At 55.7% G+C, this 21315-nt stretch carries 14 protein-coding genes and 2 pseudogenes; 10 read left to right on the forward strand and 6 right to left on the reverse strand.

All coding sequences use genetic code 11. The features are described from left to right. From HALA3H3_RS12805 to HALA3H3_RS12835, 7 genes and pseudogenes are all read left to right on the forward strand, one after another. Positions 1-1197, forward strand: a complete 1197-nt coding sequence (locus HALA3H3_RS12805; protein ID WP_022522004.1) for a DUF2169 family type VI secretion system accessory protein — start codon at positions 1-3, stop codon at positions 1195-1197. Positions 1198-1226: 29 nt separating this feature from the next. Continuing rightward, on the forward strand, positions 1227-2705 hold the full coding sequence (locus tag HALA3H3_RS27635; RefSeq protein ID WP_022522005.1) for an HNH/ENDO VII family nuclease: 1479 nt from the start codon (positions 1227-1229) through the stop codon (positions 2703-2705). An 18-nt stretch (positions 2706-2723) separates the two neighbouring features. After that, the gene (locus HALA3H3_RS12815; protein WP_022522006.1) at positions 2724-3302 is read left to right on the forward strand and encodes a suppressor of fused domain protein; all 579 of its coding nucleotides are present in this window, start codon (positions 2724-2726) and stop codon (positions 3300-3302) included. A gap of 59 nt (positions 3303-3361) precedes the next feature. Further along, positions 3362-4318, forward strand: a pseudogene (locus HALA3H3_RS27900) (type VI secretion system Vgr family protein); the annotation flags it as partial. A gap of 3 nt (positions 4319-4321) precedes the next feature. Beyond that, positions 4322-5395, forward strand: a complete 1074-nt coding sequence (locus HALA3H3_RS12825; RefSeq protein ID WP_022522008.1) for a DUF2169 domain-containing protein — start codon at positions 4322-4324, stop codon at positions 5393-5395. 469 nt (positions 5396-5864) lie between these two features. Then, entirely contained in the window at positions 5865-7076 is a 1212-nt protein-coding gene (locus HALA3H3_RS12830; protein ID WP_022522009.1) for a YeeE/YedE family protein, read from the forward strand. A gap of 191 nt (positions 7077-7267) precedes the next feature. Next, on the forward strand, positions 7268-8947 hold the full coding sequence (locus tag HALA3H3_RS12835) for an NAD-dependent malic enzyme (protein ID WP_022522010.1): 1680 nt from the start codon (positions 7268-7270) through the stop codon (positions 8945-8947). Positions 8948-9011: 64 nt separating this feature from the next. Here HALA3H3_RS12835 and acnA read toward each other — a convergent pair whose 3' ends face one another. Beyond that, on the reverse strand, positions 9012-11744 hold the full coding sequence (gene acnA / locus HALA3H3_RS12840; protein WP_022522011.1) for an aconitate hydratase AcnA: 2733 nt from the start codon (positions 11742-11744) through the stop codon (positions 9012-9014). A gap of 272 nt (positions 11745-12016) precedes the next feature. On the opposite strand from acnA, the gene trxB reads away from it, so the two are divergent. Then, on the forward strand, positions 12017-12967 hold the full coding sequence (trxB, locus tag HALA3H3_RS12845) for a thioredoxin-disulfide reductase (protein WP_022522012.1): 951 nt from the start codon (positions 12017-12019) through the stop codon (positions 12965-12967). Between the two features lie 43 nt (positions 12968-13010). Here the strand turns inward: trxB and HALA3H3_RS12850 are convergent, their stop codons facing one another. Beyond that, positions 13011-13547 (reverse strand): GspH/FimT family pseudopilin, encoded by a 537-nt coding sequence (locus HALA3H3_RS12850; RefSeq protein ID WP_022522013.1) that lies wholly within the window; start codon positions 13545-13547, stop codon positions 13011-13013. A gap of 134 nt (positions 13548-13681) precedes the next feature. On the opposite strand from HALA3H3_RS12850, the gene thiO reads away from it, so the two are divergent. Then, the gene (thiO, locus tag HALA3H3_RS12855; protein WP_022522014.1) at positions 13682-14797 is read left to right on the forward strand and encodes a glycine oxidase ThiO; all 1116 of its coding nucleotides are present in this window, start codon (positions 13682-13684) and stop codon (positions 14795-14797) included. Here thiO and HALA3H3_RS12860 read toward each other — a convergent pair. After that, the gene (locus tag HALA3H3_RS12860) at positions 14794-15066 is read right to left on the reverse strand and encodes a PP0621 family protein (RefSeq protein WP_022522015.1); all 273 of its coding nucleotides are present in this window, start codon (positions 15064-15066) and stop codon (positions 14794-14796) included. The two genes, thiO and HALA3H3_RS12860, sit on opposite strands and share 4 nt — an antisense overlap. Positions 15067-15209: 143 nt before the next feature. Here HALA3H3_RS12860 and HALA3H3_RS12865 point away from each other — a divergent pair, with 143 nt between their 5' ends. Continuing rightward, on the forward strand, positions 15210-16844 hold the full coding sequence (locus HALA3H3_RS12865) for an NAD+ synthase (protein WP_022522016.1): 1635 nt from the start codon (positions 15210-15212) through the stop codon (positions 16842-16844). A 27-nt stretch (positions 16845-16871) separates the two neighbouring features. On the opposite strand, the gene HALA3H3_RS12870 is transcribed toward HALA3H3_RS12865, so the two are convergent. The 3 genes and pseudogenes from HALA3H3_RS12870 to HALA3H3_RS27390 form a co-directional block, all read right to left on the reverse strand. Then, the gene (locus tag HALA3H3_RS12870; protein WP_022522017.1) at positions 16872-19028 is read right to left on the reverse strand and encodes a putative bifunctional diguanylate cyclase/phosphodiesterase; all 2157 of its coding nucleotides are present in this window, start codon (positions 19026-19028) and stop codon (positions 16872-16874) included. An 89-nt stretch (positions 19029-19117) separates the two neighbouring features. Continuing rightward, entirely contained in the window at positions 19118-20827 is a 1710-nt protein-coding gene (locus tag HALA3H3_RS12875) for a methyl-accepting chemotaxis protein (protein ID WP_022522018.1), read from the reverse strand. Positions 20828-21079: 252 nt separating this feature from the next. Continuing rightward, a pseudogene (locus tag HALA3H3_RS27390) lies at positions 21080-21315 on the reverse strand (group II intron reverse transcriptase/maturase); the annotation flags it as partial.

Raw genomic sequence — 21315 nt, forward strand, 5'->3', positions numbered from 1 at the left:
ATGGCGCAAGTGATTAATCCAACGTCGTTCCCCCATGCGCTGTATCGCAAGCTCGGCCCGGGCGGCCTCGAGTACCAAGTACTGGCGGTTAGGGGCACCTTTCGTTTCACCGGCAACAACCGCCGCTTGGCGTTAGCCGAGACCCAACGGCCCATTCGCTGGCAAGAAACCTATGCCGCTGGCCCAGAGGGCGGGCAGGCACGTTACATCGTAGACGACAGCGACCTTATCATCGGCAAGCCCACGACGGATGTACACGTCCATGGGATCCTGCGCTCACCCACAGGCCAACCGCGCAGCGCTTGGCAAGTCAGAGTTCAGGTGGGCCCGGTGGACAAACGCCTGATCGTACGCGGGCCACGGGAGTTCCGTTGGCAGTTGATTGGCGGCTGGCGGGTGACGCAAGCCGAACCGGTCAGCGAAGTGCCGCTGGACTACCGCTATGCTTTCGGTGGCCACTACACGCCGGAAGCGCACGAGGTGGGCAATGACACCCTCGACGTCGCTGCTCGCACTCTCTACTACCCCGACAACCCAGTCGGGCGGGGTTGGCTGCCGAAGCGCGCAGACTATAAGCAGGCGCCAGGCGAGGTGGCGAAGTACCTCAAACCCGACCTTAACGCCGTCACGCGGCTGCCTGCGCCGCAGCTCGAAGACCCCGACTGGCCCGTGCATTCCCCCTTTGACCGCCTTCCCCCGGCGGGCTTTGGCCCTATCGCCCGGTGGTGGCAGCCACGCATCAATCGCCAGGGCACCCTCGATGAGGAGTGGCTCGCCCACCGCCACCCCCATTGGCCGGACGACTTCGACGCCCGCTTCTACAATAGCGCCCACCCCGACCTGATGGCTCCCGACTACCTGCGCGGCGATGAGCTAGTCATCCTCACCAACTGCTTGGCCGGCAGTCAACGTCTCCAGTCGGGCAATGTCAGCCTCTATAGCTATCGCACCCGTTTGCCCGGCCTTGCCATTAAAGCGCTGGCTGAACAGCAGAGTGGCAAACAGACGGTGACCCGCTTAGCGCTGGATACCGTAGGCATCGACCTGGATCTCAACGAACTGACGCTCACCTGGCGGGCGCTGTTTCCGCCCCAGGATCCGCTGCGCCGGATGGTCGTCGCCGCGACTGGGCTGCGTTCCCCGCGCACGGCATCCGCCGTGCTACCTGCCACCGGAGGAACACGCCATGTTGGATAACACCTTGACTATCTGCGGTGGGGGCTCGAATGGCTGAACCTGAAGACATCAGATTACCGACCCTGCGGGTTGTTATTGAGAGCGACGACCCCAGCGAGAACGAAGACGAGCTTCCTGATGGTAACAGCAGCACGCCAGCAGAATCCCAAGGAGAGCCGCTGAGCGGCCTCAGCCAGCACATCGCGAATTCCGATGGTGTATGGAAAGCAATTGCCAGCGCCCCCGACTTCTGCTGGGTGGGTAATAGTATTACGGCTTTCGACTCCAGCGCCACGCTGGACAACCCGGTGCGCTACTCCCCCAACGTGATCGCTGCCGGGCGTGAGGTTTATCGCGAGAGCGACCTGTTCCAAGGTGTTCAAGGCGATGCGGGCCGGCATGTGGTGTCGGGTACCTCTTTAGGTAGCGGCTGTGTGCTGATCCTCCAAGGCCAGCGTAACGTCAAGGTCAATGGCCTGCCGGTGGCTCGCCACGACAGCCCCTGCACGGTCAACTGCAACGCAGCCGGTATGGGCGGCACCCCTGGCTATCTGACCACCCAGCAACAGTCAGTCGACAGCTCCCCCGAGCAATCAGGCGAGGGCGGTCCCGGTTATAACCCTGGCGAAGAGGGTCTCCGTGTCATTAACGACAAATGGGAAGGCGTCAAGTCAGCGGCCAAAACCGCCTGGGAAATGTTACCGTTTACCGGTGACGAGGCTACCACCGGGGCCGCCCGTGATCGTGCGTGGCAAGGCGCCAAAGACACCTATGAAGCGGTGGACGTACTTACTGGGCCAGGCTTATTGGATCTACTCGACAGTGGGGTTGGCTACGTCACTGGTGACGCAGAGCGCGCTGGACGGTTCGGAGAAGAATGGAAGCGCACCGGAGAAGCCTACGGCGGGCTCTGGGACGCGGGGGTAGAAGCCTGGCAAGAAGCCGAAGAGCGTAACGGCACCTTCGGCGCCATGGAGATGAGCGCGGCGGTACTACTTGGCGAATTAGTAGGTGGGAAGGGCACCGGCGTGCTCAGAGGGGCGACTAAAATCCCCGACCTCGAGACGCCACCTCCTCCGCCTCCACCTAGCAAGGGGGTGCATGTAGAATCGCCTTCGGATAGGATTAGAAGGGATAGCGATGCAGGAGATACAAGCAATTCAAGAACGGCAAATTCTAATTTTGATGAGTCTGGAAATTTAACTCCAGAGGCACGAAAGCTTTACCAACGGCCATCAGGTTATCGCAAGGGTGTCAGGGAGCAAGTTTGGGAAAATGCGAGAGCGCCAGATGGTAATGTCTATGATCCTATAACTAAAGAGGCTCTGGATCCAAATCGCCCCTGGGATATGGGGCATAAACCTGGTTTCGAATTCCGAAAACATCAACAAAGTGCAGCAGAACGCGATTTAACGAGGCGTCAGTTCTTGAATGAACATAATACGCCGGGTCATTTCAGGCCCGAACATCCAAGTTCAAACCGTAGCCATAAAGGTGAAAATCTCACCGATGACTATTTTGGCTTTTAGATCTGAGAGAGGCTTTAAATGGCAAATATATCTGAAGAGAATAAACAAATTGCTAGAAGGCTTGCGGCAATTTTTGAAGGAAAACCTAGCGTAAATAGGTATTGGGATGAAGCAGAAAACTCTTTTGTTGACCTTGTCACGTGTGCAGATCAGCCCTGCGAGGGCGTGACATCTTACGGTACAGTTGGTTTGTCAGATCATCCTTTAATCCAAAACGGTACCGAATTTTCTGCCCGTTTGGAGTTGGTTGGTGCGTCAGCTAATTCGACTACTGTTTTCCCTAATATACTGACAACAGCGGCTTTCTACATTATCAATGAAAAATGGTTTTGTTGCCCAGGTGCGGTTTTGCAGAATGCAGTTGCTATGTATGAGTCGTCTCTGGATATGCAGCATCTAATATTTGTTTCTCCCTTTTTGTGGGATGATTTGCAAACAGTTCAATATGAAAACAAAACTGTAGCGTGGCTGTTAGCAGTTCCTATCTCGGAAAATGAGAGGCAATATGCAGAAGAGAAAGGAACCGATGCGTTGGAAGACTTATTTGAGCAGCACCAAATAGATATATACGATTTATCTAGGCTGTCACTTCTATAAATTTTCAGTGGATTTTGCTTGTTATTAGCAATAGTCAATATTATTGATCAGACCTCCTCTATGCTGTTCCCAACGAAACCACCAGTTGCTGGGTGCGCGTCGCCCAAGGCTGGGTGGGCGGCGGCTACGGCAGCATGGCGATCCCGCGGATTGGTCATGAGGTAATAATCTCATACTTGGAAGCTGACCCGGACCAGCCACTGATCACCGGGCGAACCTACCACGCGGTTAACCGGCCGCCTTATCCGCTACCGGCCTACAAAACCCGCACGGTCATCCGTACCCAGAGCCACAAGGCGGACGGCTTTAACGAGCTGCGCTTTGAGGACGAAGCGGGCGAAGAGCAAATCTGGGTGCACGCCCAAAAAGACCTCGATCTGCTGACCCTTAACGACCGCACCGAGGACATCAAACGCGACAGCACCCTGCATGTCTTTCGCGACCGCACCACCGACATCGACCGCGACGAAACCCGCACCGTTCATCGCCATGAAGTCCACACCGTGCATGGCAACGAGACCCATACCGTGGACGGTAATCAAACCTTTACCGTGCACAAGAACCGCCGCAAAACGGTGGATGGCAACGAAACCGACCGCATCGGTAAAAACTGGTCGAGCAAAGTCGGTAAGAACAAAACCGAAACCGTTGGCAAGGCGTACCTGCAGAACGTCGGCATGGGCTACAGCCTCAACGTCAGGGCGATCATGAACACCCTGGTCGGGCTCAGCAAGAGCACCCAGGTGGGGCTCAACCACTCGCTCAATGTCGGGCGCAACATCACCCTCAAGGCCGGCAAGCAGCTCACCCTGCAGGTAGGCAATAGTCGGCTAGTGCTCACAGAGGACGCCATCTACCTGGATGCCGGCGAGATCCACGTCAAGGCGGGCACCAAGGTGCATGTCGACGGCCCCGATGACGTCCTGCTCAACACCGGCACGGCCCAGCCCGCACCGGGAAGTGCCGAGGAAAGCGATGGCCCTGAACCAAGCGACGCTAAGTCGCCGGGGTGGTAGTACATGGCGCAAGTGATTAATCCAACGTCGTTCCCCCATGCGCTGTATCGCAAGCTCGGCCCCGGCGACCAAGAGTATGATGTGGTGGTGGTACGCGCCACCTACCAGTTCACCGAAGACAACTGGCCGCTGTTCGAAGCCAGCCACCAGCAGCCGATTCGCTGGCAGGCCACTCTAGAGGGCGACAACGACAACCTGTATGCCCAGGTCATCACCGACGACCGCGACGTGCTGCTCGGCAAACTCAGCACCGAAGTGCACGTGCATGGCACCCTGCGCTCGCCCACCGGGCAACCGCGCAGCACCTGGCAGGTGCGGGTACAGGTAGGCCCGTTGGACAAACGCCTGATCGTGCGTGGGCCACGGGAGTTCCGCTGGCAACTGCTCGGTGGCTGGCGGGTCACTGACCCCTCACCGGTGAGCGAAGTGCCGCTGGACTACCGCTACGCCTTCGGCGGCCACTACAGCCTGCCCGACGGGGACGCCCTCGCTAACACGCTCTACTACCCCGCCGGGCGGGGCTGGTTGCCATCACGCGCTGACTATAAGCGGGTGTCCAGCGAGGTCATCCGGTACCTCAAACCCGACCTTAACGCTGTGACACGGCTACCCGCACCCCAACTGGAAGACCCGGACTGGCTGGTCACCTCACCCTTTGACCGTCCGGCCCCGGCAAGCTTTGGGCCCATCGCCCCCTTGTGGGAGCCCCGGGTCAGTTATCAAGGCACCTTCGACAACCACTGGAAAACCCAGCGTTTGCCCTACTGGCCCGAAGACTTCGACTATCGCTTTCACCACAGCGCCCCGGCGGATCTGATCGCCCCCGACTACTTGCGTGGTGACGAACTGATGATCCTCACCGACATGAGCGAAAAGCCGCTGTTCACCCAGGCCCTGAAGAAGCTGGGCCCGCTGAGGCCGGACGAAGTCTATGGCTTTGAGCCTGCCCTAGTTGCAGGCGGTGAATGGTCCGTTAACAACCTGGCCAAACTGAACCTAGATATCCATCTGACCATCCTGCGCCAGATGGCCCCGCCGGAGATCCCGTTCTCCGGGGTGAAGGTCGATATAGATTAAACAAGGGAGATTTCTACAAATTGTTAAGCACTTTATTCTAAGAGGGAAAACTTCGAGTAGTTCTTTTTTCGTTCGATACGCCCCTGGGTGAGGGTTGCCTAAGCGGCGACTATGGCAGCATGGCGACCCACAGGATTGATCATGAGGTTATAATATCACATTTGGAGGCTGAACCGGGCCAGCCGCTGATCAGCGGGCGCACCTACCATGCGTCCAATACACCGTCTTACCCGCTTGCGCCAAAAAAACTCACACTGGCATCCGATTTACCAGTTTAAGAGGTGGAGTAGGACATAGTGCCAAGCTGCTGTGTGGCTCCAGCATCCATATATTCCATAAAGACATAAGCACCTCTCAACAAAGAATTTCCCGCACTCTACAGCTATCGTTAGGCTTATAACTATTGTCCATGTCTACCAAAAGCGCCTGTTTGTTAACAGGCGCTTTTGGTGCTGCTAAAGGTGAATGTATGTCTACAACGACGGTTGCTGCGCCGCAGAGCTATCGCGTGCCGCTGATAGCCACAGCGGCGATTGTGCTGGGTGCGTTGCTTATTGGGGTTGTCTTTGACGCCAACATTGGCCTGTTGATGATTGTCGGCGGGCTATTTGGCATGGTGCTGTATCACGCTGCCTTTGGTTTTACCTCAGCGTGGCGGGTATTTATTACTGAGCGGCGGGGGCGTGGCCTGCGTGCCCAAATGGTGATGCTGGCCATTGCCGTGGTGCTGTTTTTCCCTGCCCTGGGGGCGGGCACGCTGTTTGGTAACGAGGTGTCGGGCTTTGTGGCGCCTATTGGTATCTCCGTGCTTGTAGGGGCGTTCCTGTTCGGTGTGGGCATGCAGTTAGGCGGCGGCTGTGCCTCTGGCACGCTGTTTACCGCGGGCGGCGGTAACGCTCGTATGTTGATTACGCTGGTGTTCTTTATTGTCGGCTCGGTGATTGGCTCGGCGCATTTTGCCTGGTGGCAGAGCTTACCGGCTTTTCAACCGGTATCGCTGGTTAACGTCGCCGGGGTCAGTGGGGGGATCGCCATTAGCCTGGTGCTGTTTGCGGCTATTGCGGCGTTTACCTGGGTGATGGAGAAGCGTCGTCATGGTCAGTTAGAACAGGCGCCCATGGTCGATAAGCATGGCTATGAGCGTTGGTTGACTGGGCCTTGGCCGTTAGTGGCGGGCGCGGTGGCGTTGGCGCTGCTCAACTTTGCCACCTTGGCACTGGCAGGCCGCCCTTGGGGAATTACCTCTGCGTTTGCGCTGTGGGGTGCTAAAGGCTTTGAACTGGTGGGCGGCGATGTCAGCCAGTGGGGCTATTGGCAGTCCCCTGGCAACGCAGCGGCCCTTAAAGCCAGCGTATGGAGCGACATCACTACGGTAATGAATGTCGGTATTATGCTGGGCGCGCTGGCTGCCGCCAGCTTGGCGGGTCGCTTTGCACCTAACTTCAGAATCCCGTTGAAATCTATCTTGGCCGCGGTCATCGGCGGCATCTTGCTAGGTTATGGCGCGCGTTTGGCGTTTGGTTGCAATATTGGTGCTTACTTCAGCGGCATTGCCTCTGGCAGCCTTCACGGTTGGGTATGGCTGGTAGCGGCGTTTGCGGGCAACATGTTTGGCGTTAAGCTGCGGCCGTTCTTCTTCGCTGGCGTGGAGGGGCGCAAACCCACCGCTAAAACTTGCTAGGGCATCGTTAGATCACTAGTTAATCGCGCCATCACGCCTCGGTTTAGGCTTCCTAAACCGAGGCGTTTTTTTATCAACATGGTCGCTCTCTTCCACCTTTGTCGCAGGAGCATGTTACATTACGCTCAAACGCCGCAAACGCCCGATGTTGCTGCATTGCAGCAGTGATTGACATAAAAAAGAGAGTGCTTATGACTACCGAGAGTAGACGCCCCCTATACCTTCCTTACGCCGGTCCTTCTTTGCTCGAAATGCCGCTATTGAACAAAGGCAGCGCGTTTACTCAGCAGGAGCGCTTGGCGTTTAACCTGATTGGTTTGCTGCCGCAGAAGGTAGAAACTATTGAGGATCAGCTAGAGCGGGTCTACCGCCAGTACCAACAATGCCATAGCGACCTCGAAAAGCACATCCACCTGCGCGCCATTCAAGACGACAACGAAACACTCTATTTCCGTATGGTTTCCCAGCATCTTGAAGAGATGCTGCCGATTATTTACACCCCCACGGTAGGGCAGGCGTGTCAGGAATTTTCCAACATTTACCGTAACCACCGCGGCCTGTTTATTAGCTATCCTGACCGCGAACATATGGATGATATCCTGCGTAGCGCCACCAAAGATAACGTCAAAGTGATCGTAGTGACGGATGGTGAGCGCATTCTAGGCCTAGGCGACCAGGGCATCGGGGGCATGGGTATCCCGATTGGTAAACTGGCGTTGTATACCGCCTGTGGCGGCATTAGCCCCGCCTACACGCTGCCGATCATGATTGATGTGGGCACTAACAACAAAGCACTGCTGGATGATCCCATGTACATGGGCTGGCGCCACGAGCGAGTAGGGCAGGAAGAGTACGATGCTTTCATGGCAGAATTTATCGCTGCTGTGAAGCGCCGCTGGCCTAACGTACTGCTGCAGTTTGAAGACTTTGCCCAGGCCAATGCGGTGCCGCTGCTAGAGCGCTACCGCAACGAGCTTTGCTGCTTCAATGACGATGTGCAGGGTACTGCTTCTGTGGTAGTGGGTACGTTAATGGCGGCTTGTCAGGCCCGGGAAGAGACCATTGCCCAGCAGCGTGTGGTGTTTGTGGGTGGCGGATCGGCGGGGTGTGGAATCGCCGAGCAAGTGGTCGTAGCGATGGAAGCGGAGGGCTTGACCGAAAGCGAGGCCCGATCGCGCATTTATATTGTCGATCGCGAAGGCTTGATGACCAGCGATCAAGAGTGGCAGCGCGACTTCCAGCGCCGTTTAGCCCACGACCCTTCGCTAGTCGCCGAGTGGAATGGTCAAGGTCTGGAAGAGACGATTGCTCAGATCAAACCAACAGTGCTGATCGGTGTCTGCGGCCAGCGCGGTATCTTCACCGAGCAGGTGGTGCGCACCATGCACGCGGGTTGTGAGCACCCGGTCATCATGCCGCTGTCTAACCCTACTTCCCAGGCAGAGGCCGTGCCAGAGGATGTTATTCGCTGGACCGACGGCCAAGCCTTGGTAGCCACCGGTAGCCCCTTTGCGCCGGTGGTTTACAACGGCCGCACTTATCCGATTGCCCAGTGCAACAATGCCTATATCTTTCCAGGCATTGGGTTGGGCGTGATTGCTGCCAGTGCCAATCGAGTCACCGACGAGATGCTGATGAGCGCCTCGCGGGCGCTGGCCCGTGAAGCGCCGCTGGTTAAAGAGGGCAAGGGTGCTTTACTGCCGCCGCTATCGCGTATTCGCGATATCAGCAAGTCGATTGCTTTTGAAGTGGCTGCCCAGGCACAGCAGAATGGCGTGGCACTGAAAACCAGTGGTACGACGCTACGGGAACTGATTGAAAAGGCGTCCTGGTCGCCAGATTATCGCACCTATCGCCGTCGCGCTTTTTAATCACTCGGCTAAAAAAAGCCCCCACCGAGGTGGGGGCATGCAAGCATTGGTAGGTTTTACCCTTTTAGGCTGCGCCGATCATCTTGCGCAACACGTAGTGAAGGATACCACCGTGACGGTAGTAAGCCAGCTCGTTTACCGTATCAATTCGGCACTTGGCATCAACGCTACGTTCCCCGTCGGCATTTTTGATCACGATTTTGACCGTGCCACCTGGCGTCAGGTCGCTTAATCCGGCAATCGAAATCTCTTCATCGCCGGTTAACCCCAACGTTTTACGGCTTTCGCCTTCGGCAAACTGCAGCGGTACAACGCCCATGCCGATCAGGTTAGAGCGGTGAATACGTTCGAAGGATTCGGCAATCACCGCGCGAACGCCCAGCAAACGGGTGCCTTTGGCCGCCCAATCCCGTGAGGAGCCGGTGCCGTACTCTTTACCGGCGATCACGACGAGCGGTTTGCCTTCCTCTTTGTACTTCATGGCCGCATCGTAAATGGCCATCTGCTCGCCGCTGGGTACGTGGCGTGTTTCACCGCCGACCACACCGTCGAGCATCTCGTTTTTGATCCGCACGTTGGCGAAGGTGCCGCGCATCATGACTTCATGGTTACCCCGGCGTGAGCCGTAGGAGTTGAAGTCGACCGGCCTGACGCCGTGTTCTTGCAGATAGCGCCCGGCGGGGCTGTCAGGCTTGATGGCACCGGCAGGGGAGATATGGTCGGTGGTCACCGAATCACCCAGCATGGCAAGCACGCGGGCACTGTGCACATCTTCGATGGCATCCGGCTCGCGGCCCATGCCTTCAAAGAAGGGCGGGTGCTGAATGTAGGTGGATTCAGGCCACTGATAGACCTTGCTTTCTGACACGTCGATGGCTTTCCAGACATCGTCACCCTCAAACACCGCGCCGTACTCTTTACGGAACATGGCGGTGTTGACCTGCTCGACGGCGCTGGCAATCTCGGCCTGACTGGGCCAGATATCTTTGAGGTAGACCGGGTCGCCGTTGCTATCTTTGCCCAACGGCGCCTGGGTAAGGTCAAGCTGGACATTACCCGCCAGGGCGTAAGCCACCACCAGGGGCGGCGAGGCCAGCCAGTTGGTTTTGACCAACGGGTGTACACGGCCCTCAAAGTTACGGTTACCGGAGAGCACCGAGGCCACGGCAAGATCGCCGCTGTTGATCGCTTTTTCGATCTCATCAGGCAGCGGGCCGGAGTTACCGATACAGGTGGTGCAGCCGTAGCCGACGAGGTTGAAGCCCAGTGCATCCAAGTCATCGTTTAATTCAGCGGCTTCCAGATAATCGGTGACCACTTTGGAACCTGGTGCTAAGGAGGTTTTCACCCAGGGCTTCGTGGTTAACCCCTTTTCACGCGCTTTACGTGCCAGCAGCCCAGCGGCCATCATCACGCTGGGGTTGGAGGTGTTGGTGCACGAGGTAATCGCCGCAATCACCACCGCCCCGGGGTCAAGGCTGAAATCATGGTCATCAAGCGTAACGGCCTGGCTGGTGTCATGCTCGAAGCTGCGCCTCACCCCCACGGCGGTTTGGCCGCCTTCAGAAGAGAGTTCCCCCTTTGCGTTGGCATCCGCGTTGACGTCTTCCTGCATGAACTTGTCAAAGGCCGCCGCCATGTCTTTCAGCGCCACGCGATCCTGCGGACGTTTGGGGCCGGCCAAGCTGGCCTCTACCTTGGTCATGTCCAGTGCTAGGGCGTCGGTGAAGATCGGCTCGTCATTAGGTTCACGCCACAGCCCTTGGGCCTTGCTATAGGCTTCCACCAGGGCGACTTGCTCATCTTCACGCCCCGTCAGGCGCATATAGTTCAGGGTTTCTTCATCCACTGGGAAGAAACCACAGGTAGCACCATACTCGGGGGCCATATTGGCGATCGTGGCACGATCCGCCAGCGGCAGGTCTTTCAAACCATCGCCGTAGAACTCGACAAATTTACCCACCACGCCTTTTTTACGCAGCATCTCGGTAACGGTGAGTACCAGGTCAGTGGCGGTAATACCTTCGCGTAGCTTGCCGGTTAATTTAAAGCCAATCACTTCGGGGATCAGCATCGACACCGGCTGACCGAGCATGGCCGCTTCGGCTTCAATACCGCCCACGCCCCAGCCAAGCACGCCCAGGCCGTTGATCATGGTGGTGTGAGAGTCAGTGCCCACGAGGGTGTCGGGGTAGGCAAAGGTCTTGCCGTCTTCGTCCTTCGTCCATACCGTTCTGCCTAGGTACTCCAGGTTGACCTGGTGACAAATACCGGTACCGGGGGGAACGACGCTAAAGTTATCAAACGCCTGCTGGCCCCAGCGCAGAAACTCATAGCGCTCGCGGTTGCGCTGCATTTCGATATCGACGTTCTCTTGAAATGCAGCCGGGTTGCCGAACTTATCGACCATTACCGAGTGGTCGATAACGAGATCGACGGGGGAAAGCGGGTTGATCTTCGCCGGGTCTTCGCCCAGCTTTTCTACTGCGGCGCGCATGGAGGCTAAATCCACCACACCGGGCACGCCGGTAAAGTCCTGCATGAGTACCCGCGCCGGGCGGTAGCCGATTTCGCGGCTGGATTTGCCCTCGGCCTGCCAGTCGACCAGGGCCTGCATATCTTCCTGATCTACGCTTTCGTCGTCGGCGAAGCGCAGCTGGTTTTCGAGTAGAATCTTGAGCGTCTTGGGTAGCCGGTCAATGCTGCCCAGGGTCTCGGCCGCGTGGGGCAGGCTGTAGTAGTGATAGGTTTTACTACCAACCTCTAGGGTGTTTAGCGTATCGGGTATCTTGCTCATATCTCTCTCCTCTGGTTGCTGAGCGCAGCGCTCAGCATGACGGTCACGATCTTTCTTTAGTATAGATTTCCCCCCAGTATGGCGTTGATTTAGTAATAACACATGGGTCTTTGCACAGAGGCTTTCAAGGTTTCTTCGCCTAATAGCGTAGATGAAACCTTGCAATAGCTTGTACTTGGCACCATTTCAGGCAGACTCTGTGGCTAATTTTTTCAAAGCTATTAACACAGCTAGCGACAAAGCTATCAGTCAGATATTTACAAGGTGGTGTCATGGAAACTCGTCATGAGCGTTTGATTATTCTTGGATCCGGTCCCGCAGGCTATACGGCTGCCGTCTATGCTGCTCGGGCCAACCTGAAGCCGCTGCTAATTACCGGTATTCAGGCGGGTGGCCAACTGACCACCACAACCGATGTGGATAACTGGCCCGGCGACGCTCAAGGCGTACAGGGGCCGGAGTTGATGGAGCGCATGAAGCAGCACGCCGAACGTTTCAATACAGAGGTGCTGTTTGATCACATCAATGAGGTTAGCTTAAGCGAAAAACCGTTTACCTTAAAAGGCGATAGCGGTATTTATACTTGCGATGCGTTGATCGTGGCCACCGGCGCCAGTGCCCGTTACCTGGGTCTGCCCACTGAGCAGCAGTTTATGGGTCAAGGGGTGTCGGCCTGCGCTACCTGCGACGGTTTTTTCTACCGCAATCAGGAAGTCATTGTGGTGGGCGGCGGCAATACCGCCGTGGAAGAGGCGCTCTATCTCTCTAACATTGCTTCCAAAGTGACCCTGGTACACCGCCGTGACACGTTGCGGGCGGAAAAAATCCTCCAAGATAAGCTGTTCGAGAAAGCTGAGGCGGGCAAAATCGTTCTTGAGTGGTTCCAGGAAGTCGAAGAAGTGCTCGGCGATAACTCCGGTGTTACAGGCGTTCGGGTGAAATCCACTAAAGATGGTTCAAGCAAAGAGATCCATGCGCCTGGGCTGTTTATTGCCATTGGCCATAGCCCCAACACGGGGATCTTTGAAGGCCAGCTGGACATGAACGGCGGCTATATCAAAGTGCATTCAGGCCTTGAAGGGAATGCAACCGCGACTAGCGTACCGGGCGTATTTGCCTGCGGCGACGTGATGGATCACATTTATCGTCAAGCAATCACTTCAGCTGGCAGCGGCTGCATGGCAGCGCTGGATGCCGAGCGCTATTTAGACGGTATTGCTTAAAACCATTGTCACAACGCCGTGAATGAGTTGAAGCGCCTAATGATTAACAGTCGATAGGCGCTTCATCAATCCTTAGCCGCCCTAATTGGCTAAGTACCAGCTTTTTACCCTTAGAGCCCACGGCGCCGCTGGTTGAGCAAATAGCAAAACTGCCGTTATAACCGCTGGTATAGCCCAGCGGGCTGTAACGGATACGCGACCAGCCCCGGTTGTAGGTCACTTGTGTGCCTTGTTGCGCGGGCACAATGCGCAAAATGTCTTCTTCAGTGATGCTATCGGTTTTATTACCCCACACAATCATAAGCTCTCCACCCCAGTCATTAGCGCAAGCCTCACGGTTCTGCGAGGCTGGGCAAAGCGTCAGCTGGCGGCGTTGGCTAATCGCTGTATTACGCGCGAACGAAAACGCACTCTGGAATCGATTGACCTCGCTAGTCTGTGCGGTACGCTCCCCCAATGCTTGAAAATTGGGTAGCCCCCAGGCGGCGATGATTCCAACCAACAGCAGGGTGATCAATAGCTCGAGCAGTGTAAACCCGCTTTCAGGTGTGGTGTGCGTCTTGACGTAAAAACTGCTCATCGCCTCTCCTCACTTGACCTTGTTATCGCCCGCGCTATGCTCACTCTCCTTTACCAGTAGCGAACATATCGTCGTTAATAGGTCATCCTAGGCGGCGCTACGCTTTTTTTATGTAAGCCAAAACGGACAATTTTGTGAGCGATTTCTTAATTATTGGCGGCGGCGTGATCGGTATGATGACAGCGCTGCAGTTAGCCGATGCCGGTCACCAGGTCACACTGGTTGATCGTGGTGAGTGCGGTAAAGAGGCATCCTGGGCGGGCGGTGGTATCGTTTCGCCGCTCTATCCCTGGCGATACGATACTGCGGTATCGCAACTTTCCCGCTGGTCTGAGGGGGTTTACCCCTCTTTGGCTCTGCGCTTATTGGAAGAAACCGGTATTGACCCCGAATATCGCCAAAAAGGGCTGCTCTACCTAAATGTGGACGATGACGATAAAGCGCTGCAATGGGCGCGCCAGCTGGGTAAACCACTAGAGCGGGTAGGGGCAGACTTTGTTCACGCAAAAGAGCCTGGTGTGGCAATGGCTAACGACAGCGCACTGTGGATGCCGACACTAGGTAGCGTGCGCAATCCACGGTTAGCCAAGGCTTTGAAGGCGCGGTTAGCGGCGATGCCCCAGGTAACGCTGAAAGAGCAGTGCGAGGTCAGTGGTTTTATTCAACAGGGTGGCAAAGTAGAGGGCATCGTTGAAGGCGTGGTGACGTCTCAGGGGCTGATAACGGCTGAACGCATTATTGTTTGCGGCGGCGCTTGGGCTGCGCAGCTCTTGTCGCAGTTGAATGTGCAGTTGCCGGTAAGACCCGTTAAAGGTCAGATGATCGCTTACCAAGCACCCAAAGGGTTGGTGCAGCGCGTGGTGTTAAAAGATGGACGCTATATTATTCCGCGTGCAGATGGCTTGCTATTGGTCGGTTCTACGCTGGAAGAGGTGGGTTTTGACAAGCGCACCGATGAGGCGGCATTGGCGTCGCTAAAACAGAGTGCTGAAGCTATTCTGCCCGCTTTGGCAACGTGCCCGGTAGCGCACCAGTGGGCCGGCCTGCGGCCTGGATCCCCAACGGGCATTCCCTTTATCGGCGCGCTGCCTGAATGGAGTAACGTCTTCGTCAATGCCGGGCACTATCGCAACGGTTTGGTGCTGGCGCCTGCCTCGACCCATTTACTGGTGGATCAACTGCTGGGGCGCGAGCCACTAATTGACCCCGCGCCTTACCAACTTACGCCAGAGCGGCTAATACAGGCTTAAGGTGTGCCGTCTTTATCCTGCTGCTCCTGCAGGTAGCGGTCGCGATGGGCGCTGGAGCAGAACCATTGCTCCTGGTCACGCAGTGCTTCGTCTTCAGGAACGTGGACCTCACACCAGCGGCAGCGCACCATTTTGCCACCCTCGTGGCGGTTGACTTTTTTATGCTGCGCTTCATGCTCAAGCTTACGTTGCCGGTATATGCCGTATAGCTTTAAACCGGCATAGAATATAACGGCGAAGATAATCAGCCGAATGATCAAGAGGTTCATCCTTTTGTGTCTCCCAAAGTGGGAATCTAGGCACAAGGCGTTAGGATAGACCCGCAGCCTTTGCCAGTTGGCGGCCCTTGCGGGACAATACGACTATGTCGGTGTAACCCTATTTTAAAGATTCTCAAGAGATTTTGACGCCCATGCAAGACTTAACGCTGGTAATGGCCCAACTCGATCCTCTGGTCGGGGATATTCCCGGCAATGCCGCACGCGCGATTGAAGCAGTGCGCGAAGCGCGGATTGAGCATGGGGCGGATATTGTTGTCTTTCCAGAGCTTTTTTTGTCAGGCTACCCACCGGAAGATCTGCTGCTGCGCCCCTCAATGGAAACCCGCCTGCGTGAAGCTCGTGCGCTAATGGCATCGAAGGTCGCCAGTGATGTGTTGGTGATCATTGGCTATCCCGGCGTGCGGGAAGGCCGCTGTTACAACTTGGCGGGCCTGCTTTACAACGGCCAGTGGGAAGCTGAGTACGCCAAGCAGGCGCTGCCTAACTACCAAGTGTTCGATGAGCAACGCTATTTCACGCCCGGCACTGAAACGCTGGTGTATGAGCATAAAGGCGCCAAACTGGGCATCGTGATCTGCGAAGACCTATGGGATGGCGCGCCGGTTAAGGCCGCTGCACAAGCGGGTGCTGAGGTACTGGTTTCCTTGCACGCCTCTCCCTATCACCAGGACAAGCCCGCGGAACGGCTGCGCCTGTTGGAGAAACACGCCCAGGATACGCAGCTTCCAATTGTGTATGTGAACACCATCGGTGGCCAAGATGAACTGGTCTTTGATGGCGGCTCTTGCTGCGTTGACGCCAGCGGTGAGCTGCAGGTGCTGGCACCGTATTGGCAGGCGGGCCTGATGCCAGTTCAGTTTTTGCAAACCAGCGCGACGGTCTGGGAACCCCAAGCCGGAGAGGTTGACCCCGAGGTAGAACCGGAAGAGAGCCTTTACTGTGCGTTAGTTACCGGGCTGCGCGATTACGTCAACAAGAGTGGTTTTGAGGGCGTTGTGTTGGGGCTTTCCGGCGGTATCGACTCAGCGCTTTCGCTGGCGATTGCGGTTGACGCACTGGGCCCTCAACGGGTGCAGGCGGTGATGATGCCGTACCACTACACCGCGGATATCTCCAAGCAGGATGCTGCAGAACAGGCCAAAATGCTCGGCGTCCACTATGAGATCATGCCGATCGAGCCCATGGTAGAAGCCTTTATGGGCACGCTGGCAGAGAGCTTCGCGGGAACTGAGCGAGATACCACCGAAGAGAACCTACAGTCCCGCTGTCGCGGCGTACTGCTGATGGCGATCTCCAATAAAAAAGGCTTGATGGTACTGACGACTGGTAACAAGAGCGAAATGGCGGTGGGCTACGCCACGCTGTATGGCGATATGGTGGGCGGTTTTAATGCCATCAAAGACGTGTATAAAACCTGGGTGTATCGCTTGGCTCGCTGGCGCAATACGCAATCACCTGCGATCCCCGAGCGGGTCATTGAGCGCCCACCCAGTGCGGAGCTGGCGCCGGATCAGCAGGATAGCGACTCTTTACCCGATTACGACGTGCTCGACGCTATCCTATTAAGCTATATCGAAGGCGACATGAGCGCTGAAGCGATCATCGCTGGTGGCTTTGACGCTGAAGACGTCTATAAAGTGGTGAAGCTGGTTGACCGCTGCGAGTATAAGCGCCGCCAGGCGCCCATTGGTGTCCGGGTGACGCCGCGGGGCTTTGGTCGCGACCGCCGCTATCCGATCGTCAATGGTTGGCAGCCCGGTGAGTAAGCCTTTATGACGGGGACTACCTCCGTATTAGGCGAGCATTGGTGGTGCAGCCAAACTGCGCTGTATCATCTCTGCAGCGGATACCGGCTTGCAAAAATAATATCCTTGGAAGGCATGACACTGGTGTTCGTTTAGGTGGCGCCAGTGTTCTTGGTTTTCGACACCTTCGGCGATAACCTGCAACCCGAGCGAACGCCCCATGGCAATAATGGTTTGTACGATGGCCTTATCGTCCGTGTCTTTATGCAGGTTGCGCACAAACGATTGATCGATTTTGATTTGATCTAAAGGGAGCCGTTTGAGGTACTGCAGCGACGAGTAGCCAGTGCCGAAATCGTCCAAGGAAAAGCTAACTCCCAGCGCTTTCAGCTGGTGCATGCGGGCAATGATGTCATCTATTTCGCCAATCATAGTACTTTCTGTCAGCTCCAGCTTTAGCCGGTGGGCCGGAGCACCGCTTTTGGTTAGCACGCCGCAAACGGTGTCCACGAAGTCGGGCTGTTGAAACTGTTTGGCGCTGACGTTGACTGCTAATGTTAGATGCTGCGTGTTTTCGTCATTTGCCCAGATGACTAACTGTTCACAGGCTGTTTCGAGTACCCAGTTGCCAATCGGCATGATTAGACCCGTTTCCTCAGCTAGGGGGATAAAAGTACCCGGCGAGACAAACCCATGACGCGGGTGTTGCCAGCGGATCAATGCTTCTGCGCCAATCGCCCGCCCAAGGCTGTCTACCTGCATTTGATAGACGAGTATAAATTCATCTCGCTCAATAGCCAGCCGCATATCATGCTCTAACTCAATGCGGGCTTCTAAATCGGCTTGTACCTTTGGGTCGTAAAAACGAATGTTATTGGGGCCTGATTTTTGGGCTAAGTGAACGGCAGCGTTGGTATATTGAAACAAGTTGTCGACCGTGTGCTCTGGCCCGTTAAACAATGCAATACCCATGCTCAAACTAAGAAAATGTTCTTGCCCTTCTAGCTGGAAAGGCTGATTGAGTTTGTGCTGTATCTGTTCGGCCAATGCCTCGGCTTTTTCGGCCGCTTTTAGGTGTTCTCCAGCCAGGCCGTCTAATATGACCATGAACTCATCGCCGCCAAGGCGGCCAATGGTGGCGCCTTCGACTTGTAGGTCGGTAAGGCGCTGGGCAATAAGCTTGAGGAGGTTATCGCCCACGCGATGGCCGCTGCTATCGTTGATGCGCTTGAAGTTATCCATCCCCAGATACACTAGCGCGCCAAATGTGCTGGCCTGTTGGTTGGTATCCAACGAATGCTGTAGATGCTCTTTCATCAAGCGCCAGTTAGGTAGTTTAGTTAGCGTGTCGTAATAGGCGAGCCGGTGAATCTTTTGCTCGGCTTCACGGCGCTGCTGCTCGGCATCCTTGAGCGCGATCAAAGCGCTGGCAATCCGCTTCAAGGGGCCGCTATGCTGCTGTCTCATCTGCTCAATAGCGTGGAAGTCCGGCAACGGCTGTCGGCGCTTAGAAAGCGATAAAATAGCGTCTCCCACTACCATCAACCGTTTATTGATGCGCCAGGAAGCAAAAAATGCTGCGCTGATAAGCACACCCATCATGGCAATGCCCAGCCAGATGGTGGTGCTATGAGAGCGTGTAAGTGCATCAAATGAAAGGTCATGACGCTCCTTGGCACGCAGGGTTAAGGCTTCGAATATTTGCTGGGAGAATAGCGTAAAGGTGTTGAAGTGGTTTTGCGCTTCTTTGAGGAAGAGGGCGGGGTCGCCCAGTTCTCGTGCTGCTGACTCATTGGCCATACTGACAAAACGCTGATATTGCCGGAACGCACTTTGAAGGGCGGCGGTACTGTCCTGGCTTAAGTCGATAAGCAGGGGGGAGGTCGCCAGGGTGTCCACGCTTTGGCCGATCTGGTTAAGCTCTTGCGCAATCTGACTGTAGGCCGTATAGCGTTGCGAAGTACTTAGCTTTGTTACTTCAGTGTCGATCAATAAAGCAGTGATACGTTGGTGTAAGTCGCTAAGCTGGCGATCAAAGGTCGCCATTTGAACCAAAGTGTCTAAATCATTGGTCTGTAAAAGGTTGCTTTGCTGCGACTGTTCTTCCAGCACCTTCATGGCGATTGTCAGCATCAGCAGGGCAGGTAGTACCACCATTAAAATAGGTAACAAAAAAACCATTAAAAGGCTTTGGGTGGATTTCATTACAACCTCGGGCAAGGCAATAAAGAACGGCTCCTAACCCTTAGGAGCCATTTCTCTCTACACTATAAACGGCCAAAATCGTTATTAGTTTAGAAGTTTTCCCACTTAGGTTCGCTTGGCTGAGGTTTCGCAGCCGCGAGTGTAGGTTTGTTAGTGCCTGGAATGCGTGCAGGTGCAGGTGCCAATGCAGTGTGCTGCGGCTGTGCATTTTGAAGGGTCTTCGGCAGCTTGAAGACTTCCATGGCATGCAGTAGAGAGTGGGCATTCTGACGTAGGTTATTGGCGGAGGTGGCGCTCTCTTGTACGAGTGCGGCGTTCTGCTGAGTGACTTGATCCATCTCGGTCACCGCCCGGCCCACTTCTTGTACACCGGTACTCTGCTCAGCACTGGCGTAACTAATCTCCTTCATGATACTGGTTACCCGCTCGATAGCCGCGACAATCTCTTCAGTCGATTTACTGGCTTCTTCAGCGCGCTCATTGCCGTGGTTTACCCGCTCAAGGTTGCTGGAAATCAGAGCGTTAATTTCGCGTGCCGCATCGGCACTGCGCTGGGCGAGCCTGCGTACCTCTTCCGCGACTACTGCGAACCCCCGGCCATGCTCGCCTGCACGGGCGGCTTCGACCGAGGCGTTAAGCGCCAGAATGTTGGTTTGGAAAGCAATTGCATCGATAGTGGAGATGATACCGGCAATTTCCTGTGAGCTTTTGTTGAGGTCATTCATGGTAGCAACGACCTGACTAACCGCTTCACCACCTTGCTTGGCTGTACTGGACGCGCTGGTAGCCTGTTGGCTGGCCTGCTCGGAATTATCAGCATTCAGTTTTACCGTGCTGTTGAGTTGCTCCATTGCCGAGGCCGTTTCCGCTAGTGCACTTGCCTGCTGCTCGGTGCGTGAAGAGAGGTCGTTATTGCCTTCAGCAATTTGCTCGCTGTTGCTGGCCACCGCCTCCGCTGAGGCGCGCACCTGGGTCACAATGGTTTGTAGCTGATGCGCCATCGCGACCTGTGACGCCATGATGCTGCGGGTGTCGCCCTTCTTAAGCTGCCCATGACTGGTTAGCTCGCCGCGGCCAATCGCTTCCGCAAACGCTTTGACTTCGTGGGGCTCTGCGCCCAGTTCACGCAGTAGCTGGCGGGATAAAAACACTGCAATCAAGCCGCCAACCAGTAAAGCGAACAGTGTTAGCCCCAGCATCTGCATCTGGAAGCCGGAGGCGGTATCGCGGGCTGTTACCGTGGTGGTGTCGTTCAGTGCTTGCTGAAGCTCGATAAACTGATTAATGCGATTAAGCCACTCGGCGTAAGCAGGCCCCGCTTCTTCGAGTAACAGTGTCTGTGCATCGGCAAATTGATCCTTTTGGCGAAACTCCATGACTTGCTGGGTGAGTGACAGGGTTGTGGCGGCTTGGGCGTCAATGCTGTCTAGAATGTTTCGCTCTTCTTGACCGCTGGGGTACTCGCTAGACACTTGATGTTCGCCTTCGGATGCCGTCACGTAGTCACTGCTTAGGCGCTCCATTTCACTGCGTAAAGCATCTAACCGAGTATCGTCTTGGGTGAGTACCACATCGCGCAGAGCAATGGCTCTATCATGCACGCTGCCGCGCATATCTACTGCAAACCCAAGCTTGGTACCGTTAACATCATTAATGGTCGTTAAGTCGCGATCAATTTGATTGACTTGGTAAATACCTACGGCTGTTAGCAAAACCAACAGCCCGAGTAAGGCAGAAAAACCGAGCGTTAAACGCGTGCTTATTTTGGTGTTGCTGGAACCGGCGTTAAGAAGTGGCATTGATTGCTCCCTTAGGCGCCGTTAAGACGCTTTATCATGTAAGACGAGCTAATTATGCCCTGTTGTACAATATTTGTATAGAAAATAGTGTTATCTGTATAATATTGCCATCCTGTTTTTATTTTCCCCTTTAAAGTTATTCGCTTACTGTTCTTTTTGAATATCGGCATAGGGGCGGTCAGCATGGCTGACCGGTCCCCTGCCACACCACCCGGCATGCGGGTCCGCACCGGGCGGTTCGAGAAGTTGAGGTTATGAGAGACGGGGCACGCCCAGCCGATCAAAGTAGGCCACCGTTAATACATGATGGACTCCCGACAGACTGTTGTGCCACCAGCGACGACTCAACGCCGCCACCGATTGTGCTACCCTCGGCGTAGCGCCAAGACGCATCAGCTCACGATAAATCGTCTTACCCCGACGCCATTGCTTAAGGTGCAAAGCTCTTAACCGTCGTCGTATCCACCCGTCCAGCGACCGCCAGATAC

This window comes from Halomonas sp. A3H3, from assembly GCF_000982975.1.
GTDB lineage: Bacteria > Pseudomonadota > Gammaproteobacteria > Pseudomonadales > Halomonadaceae > Vreelandella > Vreelandella titanicae.